This is a genomic window from Enterobacter sp. HK-058-C-ECC (assembly GCF_047531125.1).
GTDB classification, from domain to species: Bacteria; Pseudomonadota; Gammaproteobacteria; order Enterobacterales; family Enterobacteriaceae; genus Enterobacter; species Enterobacter quasiroggenkampii.
Map to the genome: position 1 here is coordinate 1 of NZ_JBLKCH010000009.1, position 21,848 is coordinate 21,848.

22 protein-coding genes are annotated in these 21,848 nt (G+C 57.5%); 17 read left to right on the forward strand and 5 right to left on the reverse strand.

Annotation, left to right across the window (positions count from 1 at the left end):
* Positions 1 to 237: 237 nt before the first annotated feature.
* Positions 238 to 2,259: an NADPH-dependent 2,4-dienoyl-CoA reductase gene (locus tag ACMWJS_RS16770; RefSeq protein ID WP_235403231.1), complete on the forward strand. Its 2,022-nt coding sequence runs from the start codon at positions 238 to 240 to the stop codon at positions 2,257 to 2,259.
* Positions 2,260 to 2,349: 90 nt separating this feature from the next.
* Here the strand turns inward: ACMWJS_RS16770 and rlmG are convergent, their stop codons facing one another.
* Positions 2,350 to 3,486 (reverse strand): 23S rRNA (guanine(1835)-N(2))-methyltransferase RlmG, encoded by a 1,137-nt coding sequence (gene rlmG, locus ACMWJS_RS16775; protein ID WP_063622490.1) that lies wholly within the window; start codon positions 3,484 to 3,486, stop codon positions 2,350 to 2,352.
* A gap of 83 nt (positions 3,487 to 3,569) precedes the next feature.
* Between rlmG and ACMWJS_RS16780 the strand changes: the two genes are divergently transcribed.
* The 4 genes from ACMWJS_RS16780 (at position 3,570) to sstT (ending at position 7,856) form a co-directional block, all read left to right on the forward strand.
* Positions 3,570 to 4,073 (forward strand): YgjP-like metallopeptidase domain-containing protein, encoded by a 504-nt coding sequence (locus ACMWJS_RS16780; protein WP_196346527.1) that lies wholly within the window; start codon positions 3,570 to 3,572, stop codon positions 4,071 to 4,073.
* 70 nt (positions 4,074 to 4,143) lie between these two features.
* Positions 4,144 to 5,142 carry a Gfo/Idh/MocA family protein gene (locus tag ACMWJS_RS16785; protein WP_414747335.1) on the forward strand — a complete coding sequence of 333 codons (999 nt, stop codon included), beginning with the start codon at positions 4,144 to 4,146 and terminating at the stop codon, positions 5,140 to 5,142.
* 251 nt (positions 5,143 to 5,393) lie between these two features.
* A complete protein-coding gene (locus tag ACMWJS_RS16790) occupies positions 5,394 to 6,359 on the forward strand; it encodes a TerC family protein (RefSeq protein ID WP_021242367.1) in 966 nt (321 codons plus the stop codon).
* Between the two features lie 255 nt (positions 6,360 to 6,614).
* Entirely contained in the window at positions 6,615 to 7,856 is a 1,242-nt protein-coding gene (sstT, locus tag ACMWJS_RS16795) for a serine/threonine transporter SstT (RefSeq protein WP_048028904.1), read from the forward strand.
* 86 nt (positions 7,857 to 7,942) lie between these two features.
* Here sstT and ACMWJS_RS16800 read toward each other — a convergent pair whose 3' ends face one another.
* Complete coding sequence (locus ACMWJS_RS16800; protein ID WP_414747336.1) at positions 7,943 to 9,430, reverse strand: UxaA family hydrolase; 1,488 nt, start codon at positions 9,428 to 9,430, stop codon at positions 7,943 to 7,945.
* Between the two features lie 17 nt (positions 9,431 to 9,447).
* On the reverse strand, positions 9,448 to 10,860 hold the full coding sequence (gene uxaC / locus ACMWJS_RS16805) for a glucuronate isomerase (protein ID WP_196346525.1): 1,413 nt from the start codon (positions 10,858 to 10,860) through the stop codon (positions 9,448 to 9,450).
* Between the two features lie 476 nt (positions 10,861 to 11,336).
* On the opposite strand from uxaC, the gene ACMWJS_RS16810 reads away from it, so the two are divergent.
* The 11 genes from ACMWJS_RS16810 (at position 11,337) to ACMWJS_RS16860 (ending at position 18,704) form a co-directional block, all read left to right on the forward strand.
* Complete coding sequence (locus ACMWJS_RS16810; protein WP_045910065.1) at positions 11,337 to 12,635, forward strand: MFS transporter; 1,299 nt, start codon at positions 11,337 to 11,339, stop codon at positions 12,633 to 12,635.
* Positions 12,636 to 12,818: 183 nt separating this feature from the next.
* On the forward strand, positions 12,819 to 13,595 hold the full coding sequence (gene exuR / locus ACMWJS_RS16815) for a transcriptional regulator ExuR (protein WP_023615584.1): 777 nt from the start codon (positions 12,819 to 12,821) through the stop codon (positions 13,593 to 13,595).
* Between the two features lie 344 nt (positions 13,596 to 13,939).
* Positions 13,940 to 14,602, forward strand: coding sequence for a DedA family general envelope maintenance protein YqjA (gene yqjA / locus ACMWJS_RS16820; RefSeq protein ID WP_023309289.1), 663 nt, complete (start codon positions 13,940 to 13,942; stop codon positions 14,600 to 14,602).
* Positions 14,603 to 14,604: 2 nt separating this feature from the next.
* A complete protein-coding gene (mzrA, locus tag ACMWJS_RS16825; RefSeq protein ID WP_045910066.1) occupies positions 14,605 to 14,988 on the forward strand; it encodes an EnvZ/OmpR regulon moderator MzrA in 384 nt (127 codons plus the stop codon).
* Positions 14,989 to 15,131: 143 nt separating this feature from the next.
* Positions 15,132 to 15,500, forward strand: a complete 369-nt coding sequence (locus ACMWJS_RS16830; protein ID WP_262790016.1) for a DUF1090 domain-containing protein — start codon at positions 15,132 to 15,134, stop codon at positions 15,498 to 15,500.
* A gap of 29 nt (positions 15,501 to 15,529) precedes the next feature.
* A complete protein-coding gene (locus ACMWJS_RS16835) occupies positions 15,530 to 15,835 on the forward strand; it encodes a DUF883 family protein (RefSeq protein WP_008503141.1) in 306 nt (101 codons plus the stop codon).
* Between the two features lies 1 nt (position 15,836).
* Positions 15,837 to 16,235, forward strand: a complete 399-nt coding sequence (locus tag ACMWJS_RS16840; protein ID WP_014885329.1) for a phage holin family protein — start codon at positions 15,837 to 15,839, stop codon at positions 16,233 to 16,235.
* Positions 16,232 to 16,528 carry a YqjK-like family protein gene (locus ACMWJS_RS16845; RefSeq protein WP_008503139.1) on the forward strand — a complete coding sequence of 99 codons (297 nt, stop codon included), beginning with the start codon at positions 16,232 to 16,234 and terminating at the stop codon, positions 16,526 to 16,528. Before ACMWJS_RS16840 ends, ACMWJS_RS16845 begins: the two co-directional genes overlap by 4 nt.
* Positions 16,529 to 16,781: 253 nt before the next feature.
* The gene (locus tag ACMWJS_RS16850; protein ID WP_014885331.1) at positions 16,782 to 17,174 is read left to right on the forward strand and encodes a DoxX family protein; all 393 of its coding nucleotides are present in this window, start codon (positions 16,782 to 16,784) and stop codon (positions 17,172 to 17,174) included.
* 71 nt (positions 17,175 to 17,245) lie between these two features.
* A complete protein-coding gene (locus ACMWJS_RS16855; RefSeq protein WP_262805645.1) occupies positions 17,246 to 18,232 on the forward strand; it encodes a glutathione S-transferase family protein in 987 nt (328 codons plus the stop codon).
* Between the two features lie 106 nt (positions 18,233 to 18,338).
* Positions 18,339 to 18,704 carry a DUF805 domain-containing protein gene (locus ACMWJS_RS16860; RefSeq protein ID WP_023615581.1) on the forward strand — a complete coding sequence of 122 codons (366 nt, stop codon included), beginning with the start codon at positions 18,339 to 18,341 and terminating at the stop codon, positions 18,702 to 18,704.
* A gap of 39 nt (positions 18,705 to 18,743) precedes the next feature.
* Here ACMWJS_RS16860 and yhaJ read toward each other — a convergent pair whose 3' ends face one another.
* Positions 18,744 to 19,646, reverse strand: coding sequence for a DNA-binding transcriptional regulator YhaJ (gene yhaJ, locus ACMWJS_RS16865; protein ID WP_008503135.1), 903 nt, complete (start codon positions 19,644 to 19,646; stop codon positions 18,744 to 18,746).
* Between the two features lie 104 nt (positions 19,647 to 19,750).
* Between yhaJ and ACMWJS_RS16870 the strand changes: the two genes are divergently transcribed.
* Positions 19,751 to 20,452 carry a pirin family protein gene (locus ACMWJS_RS16870; RefSeq protein ID WP_023309295.1) on the forward strand — a complete coding sequence of 234 codons (702 nt, stop codon included), beginning with the start codon at positions 19,751 to 19,753 and terminating at the stop codon, positions 20,450 to 20,452.
* An 80-nt stretch (positions 20,453 to 20,532) separates the two neighbouring features.
* Here the strand turns inward: ACMWJS_RS16870 and ACMWJS_RS16875 are convergent, their stop codons facing one another.
* On the reverse strand, positions 20,533 to 21,837 hold the full coding sequence (locus tag ACMWJS_RS16875; RefSeq protein WP_414747337.1) for a serine dehydratase subunit alpha family protein: 1,305 nt from the start codon (positions 21,835 to 21,837) through the stop codon (positions 20,533 to 20,535).
* Positions 21,838 to 21,848 lie beyond the last annotated feature (11 nt).

A 21,848-nucleotide genomic window follows, 5' to 3' on the forward strand; every position in this document is an offset into this window, starting at 1 on the left:
CCCAGGGCATAAGCGACTCCATAAACGGGTTCTTATGCCTTAGTTGTAAGTGTCTACCATGTCCCCGAACAAGTGTTCACTATGTCCCCGGACTGTACATGGGGAGAGGGTTAGGGTGAGGGGAAGTTCTTTGAGATCTATCACAATCATTCGATCCCGCTTTTACCTTTCCGCTGCCGCTGGCTAAATTAGTAACTCATCCGACCACATAACAATAATTTTACACTGGAAGAGACTATGAGCCGCTACCCGTCGTTATTCGCCCCTCTCGATCTGGGGTTCACCACACTCAAAAACCGCGTGTTGATGGGCTCGATGCACACCGGGCTGGAGGAGCATCCGGACGGGGCCGAGCGTCTGGCAGCCTTCTATGCCGAACGCGCCCGCCATGGGGTAGCGCTGATCGTCACCGGCGGCGTGGCCCCTGCCCCTTCCGGCGTCGGCATGGAGGGCGGCGCGGTGCTGAACGATGCGTCACAGCTGCCGCACCATCGCATTGTGACCGACGCGGTACACAACGAGGGCGGTAAAATCGCCCTGCAAATTCTGCACACCGGACGCTACAGCTATCAGCCGAATCTGGTCGCGCCATCGGCCATTCAGGCGCCAATTAACCGCTTCACTCCGCATGCCCTGAGCCACGACGAGATCCTGGCGCTGATTGACGACTTCGCCCGCTGCGCGGCGCTGGCGCGCGAAGCGGGCTACGACGGCGTTGAGGTGATGGGGTCTGAAGGCTATCTGATTAACGAGTTTCTGGCCGCCCGCACCAACCAGCGCGACGACGAATGGGGCGGCGACTATGCCCGCCGGATGCGCTTTGCTGTAGAAGTCGTGCGCGCCGTGCGCGAACGTGCGGGCGCGGATTTTATTATCATCTTCCGCCTGTCGATGCTCGATCTGGTGGAGGGCGGCGGCACGTTTGACGAAACCGTGCAGCTGGCGCAGGCGATAGAAGCCGCGGGGGCCACCATTATCAACACCGGCATCGGCTGGCACGAGGCGCGCATCCCGACCATCGCTACGCCGGTGCCGCGCGCGGCGTTCAGCTGGGTAACGCGCAGGCTAAAAGGGAAAGTGTCTGTTCCGCTGGTCACCACCAACCGCATTAACGATCCGCAGGTGGCGGACGATGTGATTTCACGCGGCGATGCCGACATGGTCTCGATGGCGCGCCCGTTCCTGGCCGATGCCGAGCTGCTGTCCAAAGCACAAAGCGGCCGTGCGGATGAGATCAACACCTGCATCGGCTGTAATCAGGCGTGCCTGGATCAGATCTTCGTCGGGAAAGTGACCTCCTGCCTCGTCAACCCGCGCGCCTGCCACGAGACCAAAATGCCGGTGATCCCGGCGACAGCGAAAAAACGCCTGGCGGTTGTCGGTGCAGGACCTGCGGGCCTGGCGTTTGCGGTCAATGCCGCCTCGCGCGGGCACAGCGTGACGCTGTTTGATGCGCTGGGGGAGATTGGCGGGCAGTTTAATATCGCCAAACAGATCCCCGGCAAAGAGGAGTTCTACGAAACGCTGCGCTACTACCGCCGGATGATCGAGCTGACGGGCGTCGAGCTGCGGCTTAACCAATTTGTCCACGCGGCGGATCTGACTGATTTCGATGAGGTGATCCTGGCGAGCGGGATCGTACCGCGCACGCCTGCGATCGAGGGTATCGATCATCCAAAAGTGCTGAGCTATCTCGACGTGCTGCGTGACAAAGTACCGGTTGGCGAGAAGGTGGCGATTATCGGCTGCGGCGGGATCGGCTTTGATACCGCCATGTATTTGAGCCAGCCGGGCGAGGCGACCAGCCAGAACATTGCTGAGTTTTGCGTAGAATGGGGCATTGATACCAGCCTCAGCCAGTCCGGCGGCCTGCGCCCCGAAGGGCCGCAACTGCCGAAAAGCCCGCGCCAGATCGTGATGCTGCAGCGTAAGGCCAGCAAGCCGGGCGAAGGGCTGGGCAAAACCACCGGCTGGATCCACCGCGCTACCCTGCTCTCACGCGGGGTGAAGATGATCCCGGCGGTCAGCTACCAGAAGATCGACGACGAAGGGCTGCACGTCACGATCGGCGGCGAGCCGCAGCTGCTGCGCGTGGATCATGTCATTTTATGTGCCGGGCAGGAGCCAAAGCGCGATCTGGCCGATCCGCTGCGCGAGGCCGGTAAAACGGTGCATCTGATTGGCGGGTGTGACGTGGCGATGGAGCTGGATGCGCGGCGCGCGATTGCGCAGGGGACGAAATTAGCTCTGATGATCTAGAACATTGCCGGGCGGCGCTGCGCTTGCCCGGCCTACGGGTCCGAGGCCATTGTAGGCCCGGTAAGCGAAGCGCCACCGGGCAAAACAATCTTAACGACGACGTCCCAGCTTCACCGACTTCAGCACCACAAACTTATTGTTCGTCGCAATGGTGACGCAGTTACCGAAAATCTTCTTCAGCTTGTGGAAGTAGTCCAGGTGGCGGTTCGCCACGATGTACAACTCGCCGTTGATTTTCAGGCAGCGGCGCGCGTGGTGGAACATCTCCCACGCAACGTTATCCGTCAGGGCGTGCTTCTGGTGGAACGGCGGGTTGCAGAACACAGCGTTGAAGCGGAACGGCTCTACCCCCGACAGCGCGTTGTTGATCATAAACTCGCAGCGGTCCAGCGCGTCCGGCAGGTTGGTTTCTACGTTCAGACGGCTGGAGGCCACCGCCATCGGCGATTCGTCGCTGAACACCACGCTGGCTTCCGGGTTCTTCGCCAGCAGCGTCAGGCCAATCACGCCGTTGCCGCAGCCAAGATCGACAATCTCACCTTCCAGATTTTCCGGCAAATGTTCCATAAAGAAGCGCGCGCCGATATCCAGACCGGTGCGGGAGAAGACGTTCGCGTGGTTATGGATGGTCCAGTCGGTCCCTTCCAGCTTCCAGCTCAGCGTTTCTGGCGCGTCGGCCAGCTCAGGGGCGGCGAACGTACAGTTGATCAGGCGCGCTTTTTTCCAGGCCAGCGTGGTGGTGGTCGGGCCAAGGACTTTCTCGAACAGCTCCAGCGTCGAAGTATGAATATCGCGCGCTTTGGCACCCGCGATGATGCGGGTTTCTGGCGTGACGACCTTACGCAACGCGCGCAGCTGCTGCTCCAGCAGCGCCATGGTTTTTGGCACTTTGATCAGCACCACGCCCGGCGCCTGCGGGTAGTCTGCGGTGCTGTCGAGGAACTTCACGCTGGACTCTTCGATGTCGTTATGGCGAAGGTTTTCACGCGTCGCCAGCTCGCTCAGGTAGGAGTCGCCGATACTGTACGGCGTGTGCTCCGCCAGGGCGCAGCCCAGCGCGCCGAAGGCGTCATTCAGGATCAAAACCGGGCCGCGGATTTCAGTGTCATCCAACTGCTGCAGCAGATATTCATCCGCCGCTTCCCACGCCTGAAGCGGGTTAACGTCGTCCGTCTCCGGGAAACGTTTAAGGTTGAGTGAACGGAAACCGTTGTCTAAGTGGCTCATCGGCCCTCCTGAATGGTAAAATTTGGCGTATCCCTGAAAAGGGTGCGTGAGTATACCCGTTTTATTGTCGATTTGGGGCGTTGATGAACCAACTTACTTATCTCCAGGGCTACCCGGAGCATTTACTGACTCAGGTTCACAGCCTGATTGCCGAGCAGAAGCTGGGCGCGGTGCTGGAAAAACGCTACCCCGGCACCCACGATTTCGCGACCGATAAGGCCCTCTGGCAGTATACGCAGGATCTGAAAAACCGGTATCTGAAGAGCGCCCCGCCGATCAACAAGGTGATGTACGACAACAAGATCCACGTGCTGAAAAACGCGCTCGGCCTGCACACCGCCGTCTCCCGCGTGCAGGGCGGTAAGCTGAAGGCGAAGGCCGAAATCCGCGTCGCGACGGTTTTCCGCAACGCGCCGGAAGCCTTTCTGCGGATGATCGTCGTCCATGAGCTGGCACACCTGAAAGAGAAAGAGCACGACAAAGCGTTCTATTCCCTGTGCTGCCACATGGAGCCGCAATACCACCAGCTGGAGTTTGATACCCGTCTGTGGCTTACGCATTTATCGTTAAAAGGTAATGCGGAATAGCGCACGCGAATTGTCATGATGACGTGCTACAGTGGCTAAAGGTTCCCCGCTACGGAGTACGTAAACGTTTATGATACGTTTCGCAGTCATTGGAACGAACTGGATCACGCGCCAGTTCGTCGACGCCGCCCACGAAACCGGCAAACTGAAACTTACCGCAGTCTATTCCCGCAGCCTTGAGCAGGCGCAGAGTTTTGCCAACGATTACCTTGTTGAGCATCTCTTCACCTCGCTTGATGAGATGGCGCAAAGCGACGCCATTGACGCGGTCTATATCGCCAGCCCGAACTCCCTGCACTTCCCGCAAACGAAGCTGTTCCTCAGCCATAAAAAGCATGTGATTTGCGAGAAGCCGCTGGCGTCGAACATCGAAGAAGTCGAAGCCGCCATTGCGCTTGCCCGCGAAAACCAGGTGGTGCTGTTCGAAGCCTTCAAAACCGCCAGCCTGCCGAACTTCCTGCTGCTGCAGCAGTCCCTGCCGAAGGTGGGCAAAGTGCGTAAAGCCTTTATCAACTACTGCCAGTACTCGTCGCGCTACCAGCGCTATCTCGACGGCGAGAACCCGAACACCTTTAATCCGGCCTTCTCTAACGGCTCGATTATGGATATCGGTTTCTATTGCCTGGCCTCTGCCGTGGCCCTGTGGGGCGAGCCGCACGGCGTGACGGCCACCGCCAGCCTGCTGGAGAGTGGCGTGGATGCGCACGGTGTCGCGGTGCTGGATTACGGTGATTTCAGCGTGACGCTGCAGCACTCCAAGGTGAGCGACTCTGTCCTGCCGAGCGAAATTCAGGGCGAAGCGGGCTCGCTGGTCATCGAGAAGATCTCCGAGTGCCAGAAGGTGAGCTTTGTGCCGCGCGGCGGCAAAGCCCAGGAGCTGACGCAGCCTCAGCATATAAACACTATGCTCTATGAGGCAGAGGTCTTCGCCCGTCTGGTGGAAGACAACGAAGTGAATCACCCAGGCCTTGCGGTGAGCCGCACCACGGCGAAGCTGCAAACGGAGATCCGCCGTCAGACCGGCGTGGTATTCCCGGCAGACGGCGTGAGCGCGGAAATTATCGCGTAAAGCTGTGTAATGAAACGGCGCAGACCATTGACGAAACCAATGGTCTGACATATTTTGTTACCTGCAAAGGGGAGTAACTTCTTCGTCGGTGGATCGTCATTACGATGCGTGCAATAGCGCATCCGGTCGCCGGGCAACCCTCGTGGTTGTAAGTGAGACCTTGCCGGAAGGCGAGGTCTATGCATAAAAAGCTAACGGCTATCGTCTTCTGACCATGGCCGTTTTTGTTTTTTATGTGTAAGGAAAATAGTATGCATTCTGTCGGCACTCCCATGTTGTGGGGCGGATTCGCGGTTGTCGTGCTCATCATGCTGGCGATCGACCTCTTTTTACAGGGGCGTCGCGGCGCGCACGGCATGACCATGAAACAGGCTGCGGCCTGGTCGCTGGTGTGGGTCACCCTCTCCCTGCTCTTCTGTGCCGCCTTCTGGTGGTATCTGGCTTCGACCGAAGGCCGCGCGGTGGCCGATCCTCAGGCCCTCGCCTTCCTCACTGGCTATCTGATTGAAAAAGCCCTGGCGGTCGATAACGTCTTCGTCTGGCTGATGCTGTTCAGCTACTTCGCCGTACCTGCGGCCCTGCAGCGCCGCGTGCTGGTCTACGGCGTGCTGGGCGCGATTATCCTGCGTACCATCATGATCTTCGCTGGCAGCTGGCTGATAACCCAGTTCGAATGGCTGCTGTACGTCTTCGGCGCGTTCCTGCTGTTCACCGGGGTCAAAATGGCGCTGGCGAAAGAGGACGGCTCTGCGATAGGCGATCGCCCGCTGGTGAAGTGGATCCGCGGCCATCTGCGCATGACCGACAAGATCGAGAGCGAGCACTTCTTCGTGCGCAAGAACGGCCTGCTGTTTGCCACCCCGCTGCTGCTGGTGCTGATCCTGGTTGAGCTGAGCGACGTGATTTTCGCCGTGGACAGCATTCCGGCCATTTTTGCGGTGACCACCGACCCGTTCATCGTCCTGACCTCTAACCTGTTCGCCATCCTCGGCCTGCGCGCCATGTACTTCCTGCTGGCAGGCGCGGCGGAGCGCTTCTCAATGCTGAAGTACGGCCTGTCGGTGATCCTGGTGTTTATCGGTATCAAAATGCTGATCGTCGATTTCTACCATATCCCGATCGCCATTTCGCTCGGCGTGGTGTTTGGCATTCTGATCGTGACGTTGATTATCAATACCTGGGTTAACCGCCAGCACGATAAGAAGCAACAGGCTTAGTGCTTTTTGCCCGGTGGCGCTGCGCTTACCGGGCCAACAACGACACCTCGTGGGCCGGGTAAGCGCGACGCCACCCGGCACTTTCGTTAATCAATAGTTAAAAAACATGACGCAACACGTAAAATCCAGCATTTTACGCTTCCCTCCGCAGACGCTTTCCCTATACTCGACCAGGCAAACATTTACTTACATCCGGACATAAATGTGACTAAGAGCACATCCGGGATGGAACGCAATTTCACTTAAGGAACATTCATGACGACAACCTCATCGGGCCTGCTTGCGCGCCTGTCGCGCGGCAGCCTTGTTAAGCAAATACTGGTTGGACTGGTGCTCGGCGTCGCGCTGGCACTGATCTCAAAACCTGCCGCCGAGGCCACTGGTCTGCTCGGCACACTGTTCGTCGGCGCACTGAAAGCGGTCGCGCCGGTTCTGGTTTTGACGCTGGTGATGGCCTCAATCGCCAACCACCAGCAGGGGCAGAAAACTAATATTCGCCCGATTCTGTGGATGTATCTGCTGGGGACGTTCTCGGCTGCGCTGACGGCGGTTGTCGTGAGCTTTATCTTCCCGTCCACGCTGCAACTGACCACCGGCGCGACCGACATTACGCCGCCCGCGGGTATTGTTGAGGTGATGCACGGCCTGCTGATGAGCATTGTCGCCAACCCGATCCATGCGCTGATTAACGCGAACTACATCGGGATCCTGGTATGGGCCGTCGGTCTGGGCTTCGCTCTGCGCCACAGCAACGACACGACTAAAAACCTGGTTAACGACCTTTCTCACGCCGTGACCTTCATCGTGACGGTGGTCATCCGCTTTGCGCCGATTGGTATTTTTGGCCTCGTGGCATCCACGCTGGCAACCACCGGTTTCGGCGCGCTGTGGGGCTATGCGCAACTGCTGCTGGTGCTGATTGGCTGTATGGCTGTCGTGGCACTGGTGATTAATCCGTTGCTGGTGTTTCTGCAGACCCGTCGTAACCCGTACCCGCTGGTGCTGATGTGCCTGCGCGAAAGCGGCGTGACCGCCTTCTTCACCCGCAGCTCGGCGGCAAACATTCCGGTCAACATGTCCCTGTGTGAGAAGCTGAATCTGGACCGCGATACCTACTCCGTATCCATTCCGCTGGGTGCGACCGTCAATATGGCGGGAGCGGCCATCACCATTACGGTGCTGACGCTGGCCGCGGTGCATACGCTGGGTATTCCGGTGGATCTGCCAACTGCGCTGCTGCTGAGCGTGGTAGCCTCGCTGTGTGCCTGCGGCGCATCCGGCGTGGCGGGCGGTTCCCTGCTGCTGATCCCGCTGGCATGTAATATGTTCGGCATCCCGAACGAGATCGCCATGCAGGTGGTTGCGGTAGGCTTTATCATCGGCGTGCTGCAGGATTCCTGCGAAACCGCGATCAACTCCTCCACCGACGTGATGTTTACCGCCGCCGTGTGCCAGGCGGAAGACGCGCGTTTAGCGAAGAACGCCCTGCGCAGTTAAAAAGAAAAGCCCGGTGGCGGCTACGCCTTACCGGGCCTACAGGGGTCAGTAGGTCGGGTAAGCGCCAGCGCCACCCGACAAAGTACTTAAAGCGTCACACCGCTCTTAAAGATCGCCAGCTCGCGGAAATCGTTCTTCTCGTTGCAGGTCTGCCTGCCGTTGGCAAATTCCACAATCGCGTCCACGAATTCCGTCAGCAGCTGCGGCATCGCCTTGCCGTGGATAAGCTGACCGGCATCGAAGTCGATCCAATGCTTTTTCTTCGCCGCCAGCTCGCTGTTGGTGGCGATTTTAACCGTCGGCACAAAACCGCCGTACGGCGTGCCGCGACCGGTGCTGAACAGCACCATATGGCAGCCGGCTCCCGCCAGCGCGCTGGTGGCGACCGCATCGTTACCCGGCGCGCTCAGCAGGTTCAGACCGTGCGTTTTCAGGCGCTCGCCGTAACGCAGAACGTCAACCACCTGGCTCGCGCCCGCTTTCTGGGTGCAGCCAAGGGATTTCTCTTCCAGCGTGGTGATCCCACCCGCTTTGTTACCTGGAGACGGGTTCTCATAAATGGGCTGATTGTGGGCAATGAAGTACTGTTTGAAGTCGTTCACCATGGTGACGGTTTTTTCAAACGTCTCCTCGTCGCGGCAGTGGCTCATCAGAATACGTTCCGCGCCGAACATCTCCGGCACCTCGGTCAACACCGTCGTGCCGCCGTTAGCGATCACATAGTCCGAGAAGCGACCCAGCATCGGGTTGGCGGTGATACCGGACAGGCCGTCAGACCCGCCACACTCCAGCCCAAATTTCAGCTCGCTCAGTTTGCCCGGCTCGCGCTTGTCATGGCGCATCACGTTATACAGCTGGTGAAGCTGTTCAACGCCCGCCTCCACTTCGTCATCCTGGTGCTGACACACCATAAAATGCACACGCTCAGGGTCAAACTCGCCCAGCGTGTCGCGGAAGGCATCAACCTGGTTGTTCTCGCAGCCCAGGCCAATCACCAGCACCGCGCCCGCGTTCGGGTGACGCACCATGTTTTGCAGCATGGTGCGGGTGTTAATGTGGTCATCCCCCAGCTGGGAGCAGCCGTAGGTGTGGCTGAACAGATGCACGCCGTCGGTGCCTTCGGCATTGTTGGTCTCTTTCAGGAAGCGCGTCTGGATCTGACGCGCAATCCCGTTCACGCAGCCGACGGTCGGGAGGATCCACAGCTCGTTGCGGATCCCCACGTCGCCGCTGGCGCGGCGGTAGATCTGCACGTCACGATCCGGCGCCTGCTCTTGTGCCCCAGGTAAATCAGGTTGATAGCTGTACTCGTCCAGATCGCTCAGATTGGTGCGGGTATTATGGGAATGAAGATGTTCACCCGGCACGATATCCGCCAGCGCATGCCCAATCGGAAGACCGTACTTAATGACGTTGTCCCCTTTCGCGAGAGGCTTCACGGCAAACTTGTGTCCGCGAGCAATCGCCTGACGCAGGGTGACGCTCTGGTTATCAACGGTCACCACGTCGCCTTCAGCGAGATCCGTCAGCGCGACGGCCACGTTATCCAGCGAATGGATTTTGATGTATTGCATATCAACCTCAAACGGCCTTAGTTCAGTTCAATGCCGAAGTAGTCACGCGCATTGTTAAAGCAGATGTTTCTCACCATGTCGCCCAGCAGCTGGATATCCGCCGGCGCTTCGCCTGCGTGCACCCAGCGGCCAATCATCTGGCACAGAATGCGGCGGAAATATTCATGACGGGTATAGGACAGGAAGCTGCGGCTGTCGGTCAGCATGCCGACAAAGCGGCTCAACAGACCAAGCTGCGCCAGCTGCGTCATTTGACGTTCCATGCCGTCTTTCTGATCGTTGAACCACCAGCCGGAGCCGAACTGCATCTTGCCCGGCATCCCTTCGCCCTGGAAGTTGCCCACCATGGTGCCCAGCACTTCGTTATCGCGCGGGTTCAGGCAGTAGAGAATGGTTTTCGGCAGCAGGTTTTGTTCGTTCTGTTTGCTCAGCAGTTTTGACAGCTCTTCCGCCAGCGGACGGTCGTTGATGGAGTCAAAGCCCACGTCCGCACCAATCAGTTTGAACTGGCGCTGGTTGTTATTGCGCAGCGCACCGATGTGGTACTGCTGTACCCAGCCGCGACGCGCGTATTCCGCGCCGAGGAACACCAGCACCGCCGTTTTGAACTGCGCCACTTCGTGCTCGCTAAGCGATTCACCGGACAGGCGACGCGCCAGAATGCTGTCCAGCTCGGCCTCGTTTGATTCCGCGAACAGCACGACGTCCAGCGCGTGGTCAGAAACTTTACAGCCGTGCGCCGCGAAGTGATCCAGACGTTTGGTCAGCGCGGCCTGGAGATCGGTGAAACGACGGATGTCGGTATCGGACACTTCCGCCAGCTTCGCCATATAGTCATTAAACGTGGCCTGCTCAATGTTAAAGGCTTTGTCCGGGCGCCAGCTTGGCAGCACTTTGATATCAAAAGAAGTGTCTTTGGCGACAACGGCATGATGCTCCAGGGAGTCGATCGGGTCGTCGGTGGTGCCTACCATCTTCACGTTCATCTGCTTCATGATGCCGCGCGCGGAGAAGTTCTCCTCAGCCAGCAGCGCATTGCACCGCTCCCAGATTTCATCGGCGGTCGTTGGGGAGAGCAGTTTGCCGGTGATGCCAAACGGGCGACGCAGCTCAAGGTGCGTCCAGTGGTAGAGCGGGTTACCGATGGTATGCGGGACGGTCGCCGCCCAGGCGTCAAACTTCTCGCGGTCGGTGGCGTCACCGGTACACAGGCGTTCCGCCACACCGTTGGTGCGCATGGCACGCCATTTGTAGTGGTCACCCTTCAGCCAGATATCATACAGGTTTTTGAAACGATAATTTTCGGCAACCTGCTGCGGCGGCAGATGGCAGTGGTAGTCGAAAATTGGCTGGTCTTTTGCGTAGTCGTGGTACAGGCGGCGAGCAAATTCGGTATCTAACAGAAAATCGTCGGTCATAAACGGCGTCATTATCGTCTTCCTCATTACGGGAGCGTCAGAAAGCGTATGTTCATATGCTGCAAAGTTATCACACCAATTTCCAGCCACCGAAGCTTTTTTCGTGAGTGAGATCAATAAACGCTAACAAATAAATTACCCTCTAAGGCGTAAACCCTTCTACAGACCGCGCCATTACTGGCTTTGCGCGCAGCGATTAATGTCCCTACAAAGAATCATACATTTGTGATGTCACTCACCTTTTAAAGTTGTATGACAAGTTATCTTTTCGCCGTCGCAAACGCTAAGCCGACGGAATGCATTACCGGTGTGAGAGGCATCGGGTTTAACGGTACGGATACCGACTTATGCACGCTTACTTATGGCAAGGTTCGGGCCGTTCCGGGACATGCTTCCGGCTACGCCCCTCCCGTTACACAACTGCTCCCGGAAACGGTTGAGAAGTTGCCGTGCTCTGGCGCGGACATAACATAACGATGAGGTTTTAGATGCGTAAAATTAAAGGGTTACGTTGGTATATGATCGCACTGGTGACGTTAGGCACCGTGCTGGGCTACCTGACACGTAACACCGTGGCAGCCGCAGCGCCGACGTTAATGGAAGAGCTGCATATCTCCACACAGCAATACTCCTACATCATTGCCGCCTATTCCGCGGCGTATACCATCATGCAGCCAGTTGCAGGCTATGTGCTGGATATCCTCGGTACCAAAATCGGTTATGCCTTCTTCGCCATCGCCTGGGCGGTGTTCTGCGGAGCCACCGCGCTGGCGGGAAGCTGGGGCGGCCTGGCGCTGGCGCGCGGTGCGGTCGGTGCGGCAGAAGCTGCGATGATCCCGGCGGGCCTGAAAGCCAGCTCCGAGTGGTTCCCGGCAAAAGAGCGCTCTATCGCTGTTGGCTACTTCAACGTGGGCTCGTCCATCGGGGCAATGATTGCGCCACCGCTGGTGGTGTGGGCTATCGTGATGCACAGCTGGCAGATGGCCTTCATCATCTCCGGCGTGCTGAGCTTCGCCTGGGCAATCGCGTGGCTGGTTTTCTATAAGCACCCGCGCGATCAGAAAAAACTCTCCGAAGAAGAACGCGAGTACATCATTGGTGGTCAGGAAGCACAGCATCAGACCAACAACGGCAAGAAAATGACCGTCTGGCAGATCCTGGGCACCCGTCAGTTCTGGGGTATCGCCCTGCCGCGCTTCCTGGCAGAACCGGCCTGGGGGACCTTTAACGCTTGGATCCCGCTGTTCATGTTTAAAGTCTACGGCTTTAACCTGAAAGAGATCGCGATGTTCGCCTGGATGCCCATGCTGTTCGCTGACCTGGGCTGTATCGTGGGCGGCTACCTGCCACCGCTGTTCCAGCGCTGGTTTGGGGTGAACCTGATTGTTTCCCGTAAGATGGTAGTCACCATGGGTGCCCTGCTGATGATTGGCCCGGGCATGATCGGCCTGTTCACCAGCCCGTACGTCGCGATTGCCCTACTGTGCATCGGTGGCTTTGCGCACCAGTCCCTGTCCGGCGCGCTGATTACGCTCTCGTCTGACGTCTTTGGTCGTAACGAAGTGGCCACCGCCAACGGCCTGACCGGGATGGCCGCCTGGACCGCGAGTACGATGTTTGCGCTGGTCGTCGGCGCGCTGGCAGATACCATCGGCTTCAGCCCGCTGTTCGCCGTGCTGGCTATCTTCGACCTGCTGGGCGCGGTGGTGATCTGGACGGTGCTGAAGAGCAAATCGGCAGAGGAGCTGGCGAAAGAGTCACTCGGGAAACCGGCGACGCAGAGTTAGCAACCATTTTTCCGCCGGGTGGCGCTACGCTTACCCGGCCTACAAAACCCGCAGGCCCGTGCAAGCGAAGCGCCGCCGGGCATTTAAAGGCCGCTCAGTAGCGGCTTTTTTAATGGCAAATCTGGAGAGTGGCACGCAAAAGTGGTATAACAAATCATCTGCCGTACCCTGCCTGGAGCGCATATGGAAATCACCGAACCACGTCGTTTATATCAACAACTTGCTGCGGAGCTGAAAGATCGCATCGAGCAAGGGGTCTATCTTGTCGGTGATAAACTGCCCGCCGAGCGCTTCATCGCGGATGAAAAAAGCGTCAGCCGCACCGTGGTGCGCGAAGCGATCATCATGCTGGAAGTGGAAGGCTACGTTGAGGTACGCAAAGGCTCCGGCATTCACGTCATTTCCAATCTGCCGAAACACTCGCCCGTAGCGGACGAAAGTCTGGAATTTGCCAGCTATGGTCCGTTTGAGCTGCTCCAGGCTCGCCAGCTGATTGAAAGCAACATTGCCGAATTTGCGGCGACGCAGGTGACCAAGCAGGACATCATGAAGCTGATGGAAATCCAGGAGAATGCCCGTAAGGAAAAATGTTTCCGCGATTCAGAGTGGGATCTGCAGTTCCACGTCCAGGTCGCCCTGGCAACCCAGAATACGGCGCTGGCGGCAATCGTTGAGAAAATGTGGACTCAGCGCGTTCACAACCCGTACTGGAAAAAACTGCACGACCATATCGATTCCCGTACCGTCGACAACTGGTGTGACGATCACGACCAAATCCTTAAGGCGCTGATTCGCAAAGACCCGCATGCCGCTAAGCTGGCGATGTGGCAGCACCTGGAAAACACCAAGCAGATGCTGTTCAATGAAACCAGTGACGACTTCGAATTTAACGCTGACCGCTATCTTTTCGCCGATAATCCCGTTGTTCATCTCGATACGGCCCCCAGTGCCGCAAAATAGATGACCTTCCCGCTGGCAGGCGCCTCGCTGCGCCTTCTGGCTTCAGTGGGTAAGCAAAACATATATAGTGTCAGCCTTTGTAAATCCCCTCGCTCACTTCCTGGGCTTACGCCAAAATCAACTCACGCCTGCAAATTCTGTGACGCAGAACGTTGGGCTTTGTTACAATTGGATTCACTTCGTTATTTTGTAAGTTAGTGCTTGCTAACCAGCCAATTAACAGGGAATCGTGTTGGCCACACCGCAATGTGTCCGCGAGCGACCATAATGAAATCACAACAATGTCGCCGTGCTGTTTGCCCCGGATAACAGGCGTGACGTTAACCGATTTCCAGGAACACTGAATGGAACTTTTGACCCAACTACTGCATGCCCTCTGGGCGCAGGACTTTGAAACGCTGGCCAACCCTTCCATGATTGGCATGCTCTATTTCGTCTTGTTTATGATCCTGTTCCTTGAGAACGGTTTGCTGCCTGCAGCCTTCCTGCCCGGTGACAGTTTGCTGGTGCTCGTCGGCGTGCTGTGTGCCAAAGGGGCGATGGCGTTTCCGCACACCATTTTATTACTGACCGTCGCGGCCAGCCTCGGCTGCTGGGTGAGTTACATCCAGGGAAGATGGCTGGGCAATACCCGGATCGTCCAGAACTGGCTCTCGCACCTGCCTGCACATTATCATCAGCGGGCGCACCACCTTTTCCATAAGCACGGGCTTTCCGCTCTGCTGATTGGTCGCTTTATCGCGTTTGTACGTACCCTGTTGCCGACCATTGCCGGTCTGTCGGGGCTGAGCAGCGCGCGCTTCCAGTTCTTTAACTGGATGAGCGGTCTGTTATGGGTGCTTATTCTGACAACGCTCGGCTATGCCCTGGGTAAAACGCCGGTCTTTATGAAATATGAAGACCAGCTGATGTCCTGCCTGATGCTGCTGCCCGTTGTGCTGCTGGTCTTCGGCCTGATCGGCTCTCTGGTCGTGCTGTGGAAAAAGAAATACGGAGCCAGAGGCTAACGATGGCTATCTCACCGCTCGCCCTGCGCCGTTTTGCCTGTGCCGTGATGACGCTGGTGGTGCTCAGCGCCATGCTGCTGGTATGGAGCGCGCTTTCGCACCAGGAATCCACGCTGGCCATTCGCCCGGTGAACCAGGGTGCCAGCGTGCCTGACGGTTTTTCTGTCTGGCATCATCTGGATGCGAACGGGATACGTTTTAAGAGCATCACCCCGCAGGACGATGTTTTACTGATCAAGTTTGATTCCCGTGCGCAAAGTGCCGCCGCAAAAGTGGTTCTCGACCGTACGCTGCCGCAGGGGTATATCATTGCTCAGCAGGAAGATGACAGCCAGCCAGCAGCCTGGCTGTCGCTGATTCGCGATACGTCGCATCGATTTGGATAATTACCAGGATTCCGAATCTTTTCACTCACTTTGGTGAATCCCCCGTTTACTTACTATGCTTAAGTACGCGGAGCACCCCTCGACTGTACTCCGCATAACTTTGGATAGCGGCTTACGCCGCAACACAATGGAAGGTTTCGATAATGAAATTCCGCATGACTCTGGCTCTGGCCCTTTTTTCTTTAAGCACAGCATCCTTCGCCAATTCTCTCTGTCAGGAGAAAGAACAGGATATTCAGCGTGAGATCGGTTATGCCGAAAAGCATAACAATCAGCACCGTGTTGATGGTCTCAAAAAAGCGCTGAGCGAAGTGAAAGCGAACTGTTCAGACAGCAAGCTTCGTGCCGACCACCAGAAGAAAATCGCTGAACAGAAGGACGAGATAGCCGAGCGCCGTCGCGACCTGCAGGAAGCGAAAGAGAAAGGGGATGCGGATAAAATTGCTAAGCGCGAGAAGAAGCTGAAAGAAGCACAGGACGACCTGAAAGCGCTGGAAGCTCGCGATTATTGAGTTAACGGAAATCTCAACAGGAGAGAATCATGTCAAAAGATACGACGTCTGAACATCTGCGCGCTGAACTGAAATCCCTGGCCGATACCCTTGAAGAGGTGCTGAACTCCTCTGCTGACAAGTCAAAAGAAGAGGTCAGCAAGCTGCGCAGCAAGGCGGAGCAGGCACTCAAGGAGAGCCGCTATCGCCTGGGTGAAACCGGTGATGCACTGGCAAAACAGACCCGCGAAGCGGCCGCGCGTGCGGACGAATACGTGCGTGATAATCCATGGACGGGCGTAGGGATTGGTGCCGCAGTCGGTGTGGTACTGGGTGTCCTGCTGACGCGTCGTTGATATGGAAGATCCTCGTCACGCACAAGGGCCTGCTAACAACGTCCTCGGCATCGGCCAGCGTATTTTAACGACGCTGGTCGGGATTGCCGAAACGCGCGTCCGGCTGGCAGTGGTCGAGCTGGAAGAGGAGAAAGCCAACCTCTTCCAGATGCTGCTGATGCTCGGACTTACCATGCTCTTCGCCGCGTTTGGTCTGATGAGCCTGATGGTGTTAATCATCTGGGCCATTGACCCGCAGTATCGTCTTAACGCAATGATTGCCACCACCGTTGTTCTGCTGGTCGCCGCGTTGATTGGCGGTATCTGGACGCTTCGGAAAGCGCGTAAATCCACGTTCCTGCGCCATACGCGTCAGGAGCTGGCTAACGATCGCGCCCTGCTGGAGGATGACAAGCCGTGAGCGGTAAAGCCGAACGTCAAAAGCGAAAAGCGTACCTGCTAAGCCAGATCCAGCAGCAACGGCTGGATCTGTCGGCGAGCCGCCGCGACTGGATTGACGCGACGCGACGGTTTGACCGGGGCTGGAACACCTTCCTGAGCCTGCGTTCATGGGCGCTGGTCGGCAGCAGCGTGATGGCTATCTGGACGGTTCGTCATCCAAATATGCTGATCCGCTGGGCGCGCCGTGGATTTGGTGCCTGGAGCGCCTGGCGTCTGGTGAAAGCCACGATTCGTCAGCAGCAGTTGCGGTAGCCTTCTCGCCGGGTGGCGGCTACGCCTTACCCGGCCTACTTGCACTCTTATGCCGGGTAAGCGCAGCGCCACCCGGCAAAATCCTCTCCCCCTCCCTTACTCAATATCTTTGAAGAAGATTGACAGTTTTCCTTGCTAACAATCGCCCACCGTCACGTTTATGATGCTCTCCATCGACAGCAACGACGCGGTATCTACCCGGAATTGCAGACAAATAACGTTCAGCCGCTGATGTGGTTTCCTGGAGAGTAAAATGAAAAAATTAGAAGATGTTGGTGTACTGGTAGCGCGTATTCTGATGCCAATTCTGTTCATCGTGGCAGGTTGGGGAAAAATCACCGGTTATGCAGGTACCCAGCAGTATATGGAAGCCATGGGCGTTCCGGGGTTCCTGTTGCCACTGACCATTCTTCTTGAGTTCGGCGGCGGCCTGGCAGTCCTGTTCGGCTTCCTGACCCGCACCACCGCGCTGTTTACTGCAGGCTTCACCGTGCTGACAGCGTTCATCTTCCACAGCAACTTTGCGGAAGGCGTGAACTCTCTGATGTTCATGAAAAACCTGACCATCGCGGGTGGCTTCCTGCTGCTGGCCGTTACTGGCCCGGGCGCATACAGCATCGACCGTCTTCTGAATAAGAAATGGTAAGCACGCTATACTGAATAAACACAAAGCGAGGAGACATCTCCTCGCTTTTGCTATCTGACGGAGGAGAAAAAATGGGACAACTCGTAGACGGCGTCTGGCAGGATGTCTGGTATGACACCAAATCCACCGGAGGTCGCTTTAAGCGCTCTGTTTCGGCCTTCCGTAACTGGCTGACCGCCGACGGTGCACCAGGCCCAAGCGGCGAAGGCGGCTTCGCGGCTGAGAAAGATCGTTATCATCTTTATGTTTCCCTCGCCTGCCCGTGGGCCCACCGCACGCTGATCGTGCGCAAGCTGAAAGGTCTCGAATCCTTCATTCCGGTTTCCGTCGTCAACCCGCTGATGCTGGAAAATGGCTGGACGTTTGACAGTGATTTCCCTGCGGCAACCGGCGACGAACTCTATCACCACGATTTCCTGTACCAGCTCTATCTGCGCGCCGATCCGCATTACACCGGTCGCGTGACCGTGCCGGTGCTGTGGGACAAGAAAAACCAGACGATTGTCAGCAATGAGTCTGCGGAAATCATCCGCATGTTCAATACCGCATTTGATGCCCACGGTGCCCGCGCCGGGGATTACTACCCGGTTGAACTGCGCGATAAGATTGATGAGCTGAACAGCTGGATTTACGACAACGTCAACAACGGTGTTTATAAGGCCGGTTTTGCCACCAGCCAGGAAGCGTATGACGAAGCGGTCGGGAAGGTGTTTGAATCACTGGAACGCCTGGAGCAGATCCTGGGCCAGCATCGCTACCTGACGGGCGATCGCCTGACGGAAGCGGACATTCGCCTGTGGACCACGCTGGTTCGCTTTGATGCGGTCTATGTCACCCACTTTAAGTGCGATAAACACCGCATCAGCGACTACCTGAACCTGTATGGTTTCCTGCGCGACATCTACCAGATGCCGGGCATCGCGGAGACGGTCGACTTCGACCATATTCGCACCCACTATTTCCGCAGCCACAAGACCATCAACCCGACGGGTATTATCTCCATCGGCCCTTGGCAGGACCTGGATGAACCGCACGGGCGCGACGTCCGTTTTGGATAAATAGTAAGGGCATCACCAGATGCCCTTTTTTAATTCACAATCTCCATCTATCCTTACCTCGATCGCTTAGAAAACAAGTGATTGACTGACTAATGAGGCAAGGAAAATGGACTGGTATTTAAAAGTACTGCGCAACTACATTGGATTTGGTGGCCGCGCCCGCCGCAAAGAGTACTGGATGTTTGTTTTGGTGAACTTCGTCCTGATTATGGTGCTGGGCATCGTGGATAAAATTCTCGGCTGGGAGCGGGCTGGCGGTGAAGGCGTACTGACCACCATCTATGGCCTGTTAGTCCTGCTGCCATCATGGGCGGTACTGTTCCGTCGGCTGCACGATACCGATCGTTCGGCGTGGTGGTTACTGCTGCTGCTGATTCCGATCGTGGGCTGGATCGTGATTTTGATCTTCAACTGTCAGAGTGGGACGCCGGGCGAAAACCGCTTTGGTCCGGATCCTAAGATCGGCGCATAAAAAAAGCCCGGTGGCGCTTCGCTTACCGGGCCTACTCGCTTATTTGTTGTGGTGCGCAAACAGCTTTGGAATTTCACGCAGGCACCACGATTTGGCTTCGCCCATGCTGTCGCGACGCCATGCCATAATGATATCCACTTCGCTGGTGTACTCCGGACTCACGACCCGCAGCCGCCCTTCCGCAATATCTTTTTCCACAAACGGGTACGGCATCGTTGCCACGCCCAGACCGGCCAGCAGCGCCTGCCGTTTGTCTTCCAGTGAGGTCACCGTCAGACGAGGCTGTTTATCCAGCAGCTGCACCGTCAGCACCGGACGCTCGCGCGCGGTATCCGCGACCGCCACGCCGCGATACTTCACGCGTGTGACTTCAGAGAGCGGCTCCGGCTCCTGGTGAATCGGGTGGTTGGGGGCGGCAACGTAGACGTTCATGACGCTGTAGAGCTTGCGCGAGTTGATTTCTGACGATGAGCGGAAGTGCATGTCCGGCGCAATAACGATATCTGCCCTGCCCGTCTCCAGACGTTCCCACGCCCCTGCCAGCACCTCGGTGATGATGGACAACTGCGTATTGGCCTTCGCCGCCAGGCGATCCACCAGCGGGAACAGCGCTTCGGTCGGGACCAGCGCTTCGGTAACTAACGTCAGATGCGTTTCCCAGCCGCGCGCGAGCGCTTCGGCGTCTGTCGTCAGCTTATCCGCCGCTTCCAGCAGCACGCGGCCGCGCTCCAGCAGCATTCGGCCCACGTTGGTGAATTTTGTTCGATGACCGGAGCGGTCAAACAGCACCACGTCCAGCTCTTCTTCCAGCTTCTGCATGGTGTAGCTCAGCGCAGACGGAACGCGCCCCAGTTCATCGGCCGCCGCCGCAAAACTGCCGCGCCGGTCAATCGCGTCCATGACGCGAAGCGCCTCAAGCGTCAATGCTCTCTCTTTAGCCATCTCGTTCTCATTCAGGAAATTTGAACATACCAGGCAGAATATCTGGCTAACAATGAAGCGTCCATACCTTTACCATTGTTTTAGTGTAAAGAGAGGTCAAGTTTATGATTACGACAAGAACAGCTAAACAGTGCGGACAAGCCGATTTCGGTTGGCTGCAGGCCCGCTACACCTTTTCCTTTGGACACTACTTTGACCCTAAACTCCTCGGTTACGCTTCACTGCGCGTGTTGAACCAGGAAGTGCTCGCCCCGGGTGCCTCCTTCCAGCCGCGTACGTACCCGAAAGTCGATATCCTGAACCTGATCCTGGAAGGCGAGGCAGAATACCGCGATAGCGAGGGCAATCATGTCCAGGCAAAGGCTGGCGAAGCGTTGTTAATTTCCACGCAGCCGGGCATCAGCTACAGCGAGCATAACCTCAGCAAAGACAAAACGCTGACGCGCATGCAGCTGTGGCTCGACGCCTGCCCTGAGCGGGAAAATCCGCTGGTACAGAAGTTAGATTTAACGGGCGATAAGCAGCAGTTGATTGCATCGCCGGATGGCAGCAAAGGGAGCCTGCAGCTGCGTCAGCAGGTGTGGCTGCATCATATCGAGCTGAAAAAAGGTGAACAGGCAAGCTTCCAGCTTCATGGTCCGCGCGCCTATCTGCAGTCCATTCACGGTACGGTGCATGCGGTGACGCACACGGAAGAGAAAGAAGCCCTCACCTGCGGCGACGGGGCGTTTATTCGTGATGAAGCGAATATCACCCTGGTGGCGGATACGCCACTGCGCGCGCTGCTGATTGATTTGCCGGTTTAAGATAAACACGCTCCCTCGCTCGATCGGTTCCCTCTCCCTGTGGGAGAGGGTTAGGGTGAGGGGTAACGGGTTGGATTAAATCACGACACCTTACTCGCCATAATCTCAATAATCTGCCGGTCCGTTGCCTGCATCGAGCGGCACGCCAACGCGCACAGGTTCGCGATCGACTGCTCCACATCGTGCGCGACAATCCCCTCGTTGCCCGTTACGCCCGACTCATCCAGCGCCATCATCACCGCTTTCCAGGCGCTACTGACGCTGGTAGAGACCTTCATGGCGCAGCTGTTTGACGCGCCGTCGCAAATCATCCCGCTGACGTCGCCGATCATACTGCCGATCGCCATCGCGATGGTCTGATAACGGCCCCCCATCAACCACGCCATTCCCGCCGCAGCGCCCATCGCCGCCGTTGTCGCCGCACACAGTGCGGACAGGCGTGGAAGCTGATAATGGATATAGATCGCCGACAGATGCGACAGCATCAGCGCCCGCGCCAGCCGTTCATCACCGGCCTGAAGATGCTCAGCCACGACAACGACGGGCATGGTGGCGGTGATCCCCTGGTTACCAGAGCCCGAATTGCTCATCGCCGGCAGCGTCGCGCCGCCCATCCTGGCATCCGAGGCGGCGCTGGTGCGAATAACAATGTCTGAACCCAGATCCTGCGCCAGCCATCCGCGCGAGCGCTGCTTATCAAGCGTTGCGCCAATATGCAGCCCCCACTTCCCGCTGAGCCCTTCCCGGGAGAGCGCATCGTTCAGTTGTCCTGCTTCCAGGATGAAGCGGATGGCTTCAAACGGCACCTGCTCGACAAATTCCAGGATCTGCGACAGCGTAGCGTGCGACAGTACCGCCAGCGGGTCGTCATCCGCCTCGGTCACGGGCTTATCCAGCGTAAAGCGCGTTTCCCCCTGGCAAACCACTTCCACCACCCGGGTATGCCCGCCCGCGATGGTCACCATCGCCGAGACATCCCCGGCATGAACGCAGGCCCGGGAATAGAGGATCTCATCACACGGCTGCTGCAGTTTTACCTGCACGTGCCCTGCCTCAAGCAGGGCTTTGGCGCGGACCAGTGCATCGGCGGTGGCATCTTTCAACACCTCCAGTCCGGCGTGCGCGTTACCGCCAATTGCACCCAGCGCCGCCGCAATCGGTAACCCGACCATGCCGGTACCCGGCACCGTCACGCCCAGTCCGTTTTTCATCAGGTTCGGCGAGACCCACGCCTCAATCCGTGTGACCTCCCCCGGCAGAAAGTCTGCGGCAATCGCACAGGCCAGTGCCAGAGAGACGGGTTCGGTACACCCAAGGGCAGGCTTCACTTCTTCCTGCACCGCGCGAATAAATTGATTCCATAAAGGATGAGTTTGCTCAGACATCGTTACGACCT

Coding starts and splice junctions, on each gene's coding strand:
- uxaC (WP_196346525.1), bottom strand. CDS start 10,860: ATGACGCCGTTTATGACCGACGATTTTCTGTTAGATACCGAATTTGCT.
- ACMWJS_RS16850 (WP_014885331.1), top strand. CDS start 16,782: ATGAAAAAATTAGAAGATGTTGGTGTACTGGTAGCGCGTATTCTGATG.
- ACMWJS_RS16800 (WP_414747336.1), bottom strand. CDS start 9,430: ATGCAATACATCAAAATCCATTCGCTGGATAACGTGGCCGTCGCGCTG.
- ACMWJS_RS16870 (WP_023309295.1), top strand. CDS start 19,751: ATGATTACGACAAGAACAGCTAAACAGTGCGGACAAGCCGATTTCGGT.
- ACMWJS_RS16875 (WP_414747337.1), bottom strand. CDS start 21,837: ATGTCTGAGCAAACTCATCCTTTATGGAATCAATTTATTCGCGCGGTG.
- ACMWJS_RS16835 (WP_008503141.1), top strand. CDS start 15,530: ATGTCAAAAGATACGACGTCTGAACATCTGCGCGCTGAACTGAAATCC.
- ACMWJS_RS16770 (WP_235403231.1), top strand. CDS start 238: ATGAGCCGCTACCCGTCGTTATTCGCCCCTCTCGATCTGGGGTTCACC.
- ACMWJS_RS16810 (WP_045910065.1), top strand. CDS start 11,337: ATGCGTAAAATTAAAGGGTTACGTTGGTATATGATCGCACTGGTGACG.
- yhaJ (WP_008503135.1), bottom strand. CDS start 19,646: ATGGCTAAAGAGAGAGCATTGACGCTTGAGGCGCTTCGCGTCATGGAC.
- rlmG (WP_063622490.1), bottom strand. CDS start 3,486: ATGAGCCACTTAGACAACGGTTTCCGTTCACTCAACCTTAAACGTTTC.
- ACMWJS_RS16840 (WP_014885329.1), top strand. CDS start 15,837: ATGGAAGATCCTCGTCACGCACAAGGGCCTGCTAACAACGTCCTCGGC.
- ACMWJS_RS16855 (WP_262805645.1), top strand. CDS start 17,246: ATGGGACAACTCGTAGACGGCGTCTGGCAGGATGTCTGGTATGACACC.
- ACMWJS_RS16780 (WP_196346527.1), top strand. CDS start 3,570: ATGAACCAACTTACTTATCTCCAGGGCTACCCGGAGCATTTACTGACT.
- ACMWJS_RS16860 (WP_023615581.1), top strand. CDS start 18,339: ATGGACTGGTATTTAAAAGTACTGCGCAACTACATTGGATTTGGTGGC.
- mzrA (WP_045910066.1), top strand. CDS start 14,605: ATGGCTATCTCACCGCTCGCCCTGCGCCGTTTTGCCTGTGCCGTGATG.
- ACMWJS_RS16790 (WP_021242367.1), top strand. CDS start 5,394: ATGCATTCTGTCGGCACTCCCATGTTGTGGGGCGGATTCGCGGTTGTC.
- ACMWJS_RS16785 (WP_414747335.1), top strand. CDS start 4,144: ATGATACGTTTCGCAGTCATTGGAACGAACTGGATCACGCGCCAGTTC.
- exuR (WP_023615584.1), top strand. CDS start 12,819: ATGGAAATCACCGAACCACGTCGTTTATATCAACAACTTGCTGCGGAG.
- ACMWJS_RS16830 (WP_262790016.1), top strand. CDS start 15,132: ATGAAATTCCGCATGACTCTGGCTCTGGCCCTTTTTTCTTTAAGCACA.
- yqjA (WP_023309289.1), top strand. CDS start 13,940: ATGGAACTTTTGACCCAACTACTGCATGCCCTCTGGGCGCAGGACTTT.
- sstT (WP_048028904.1), top strand. CDS start 6,615: ATGACGACAACCTCATCGGGCCTGCTTGCGCGCCTGTCGCGCGGCAGC.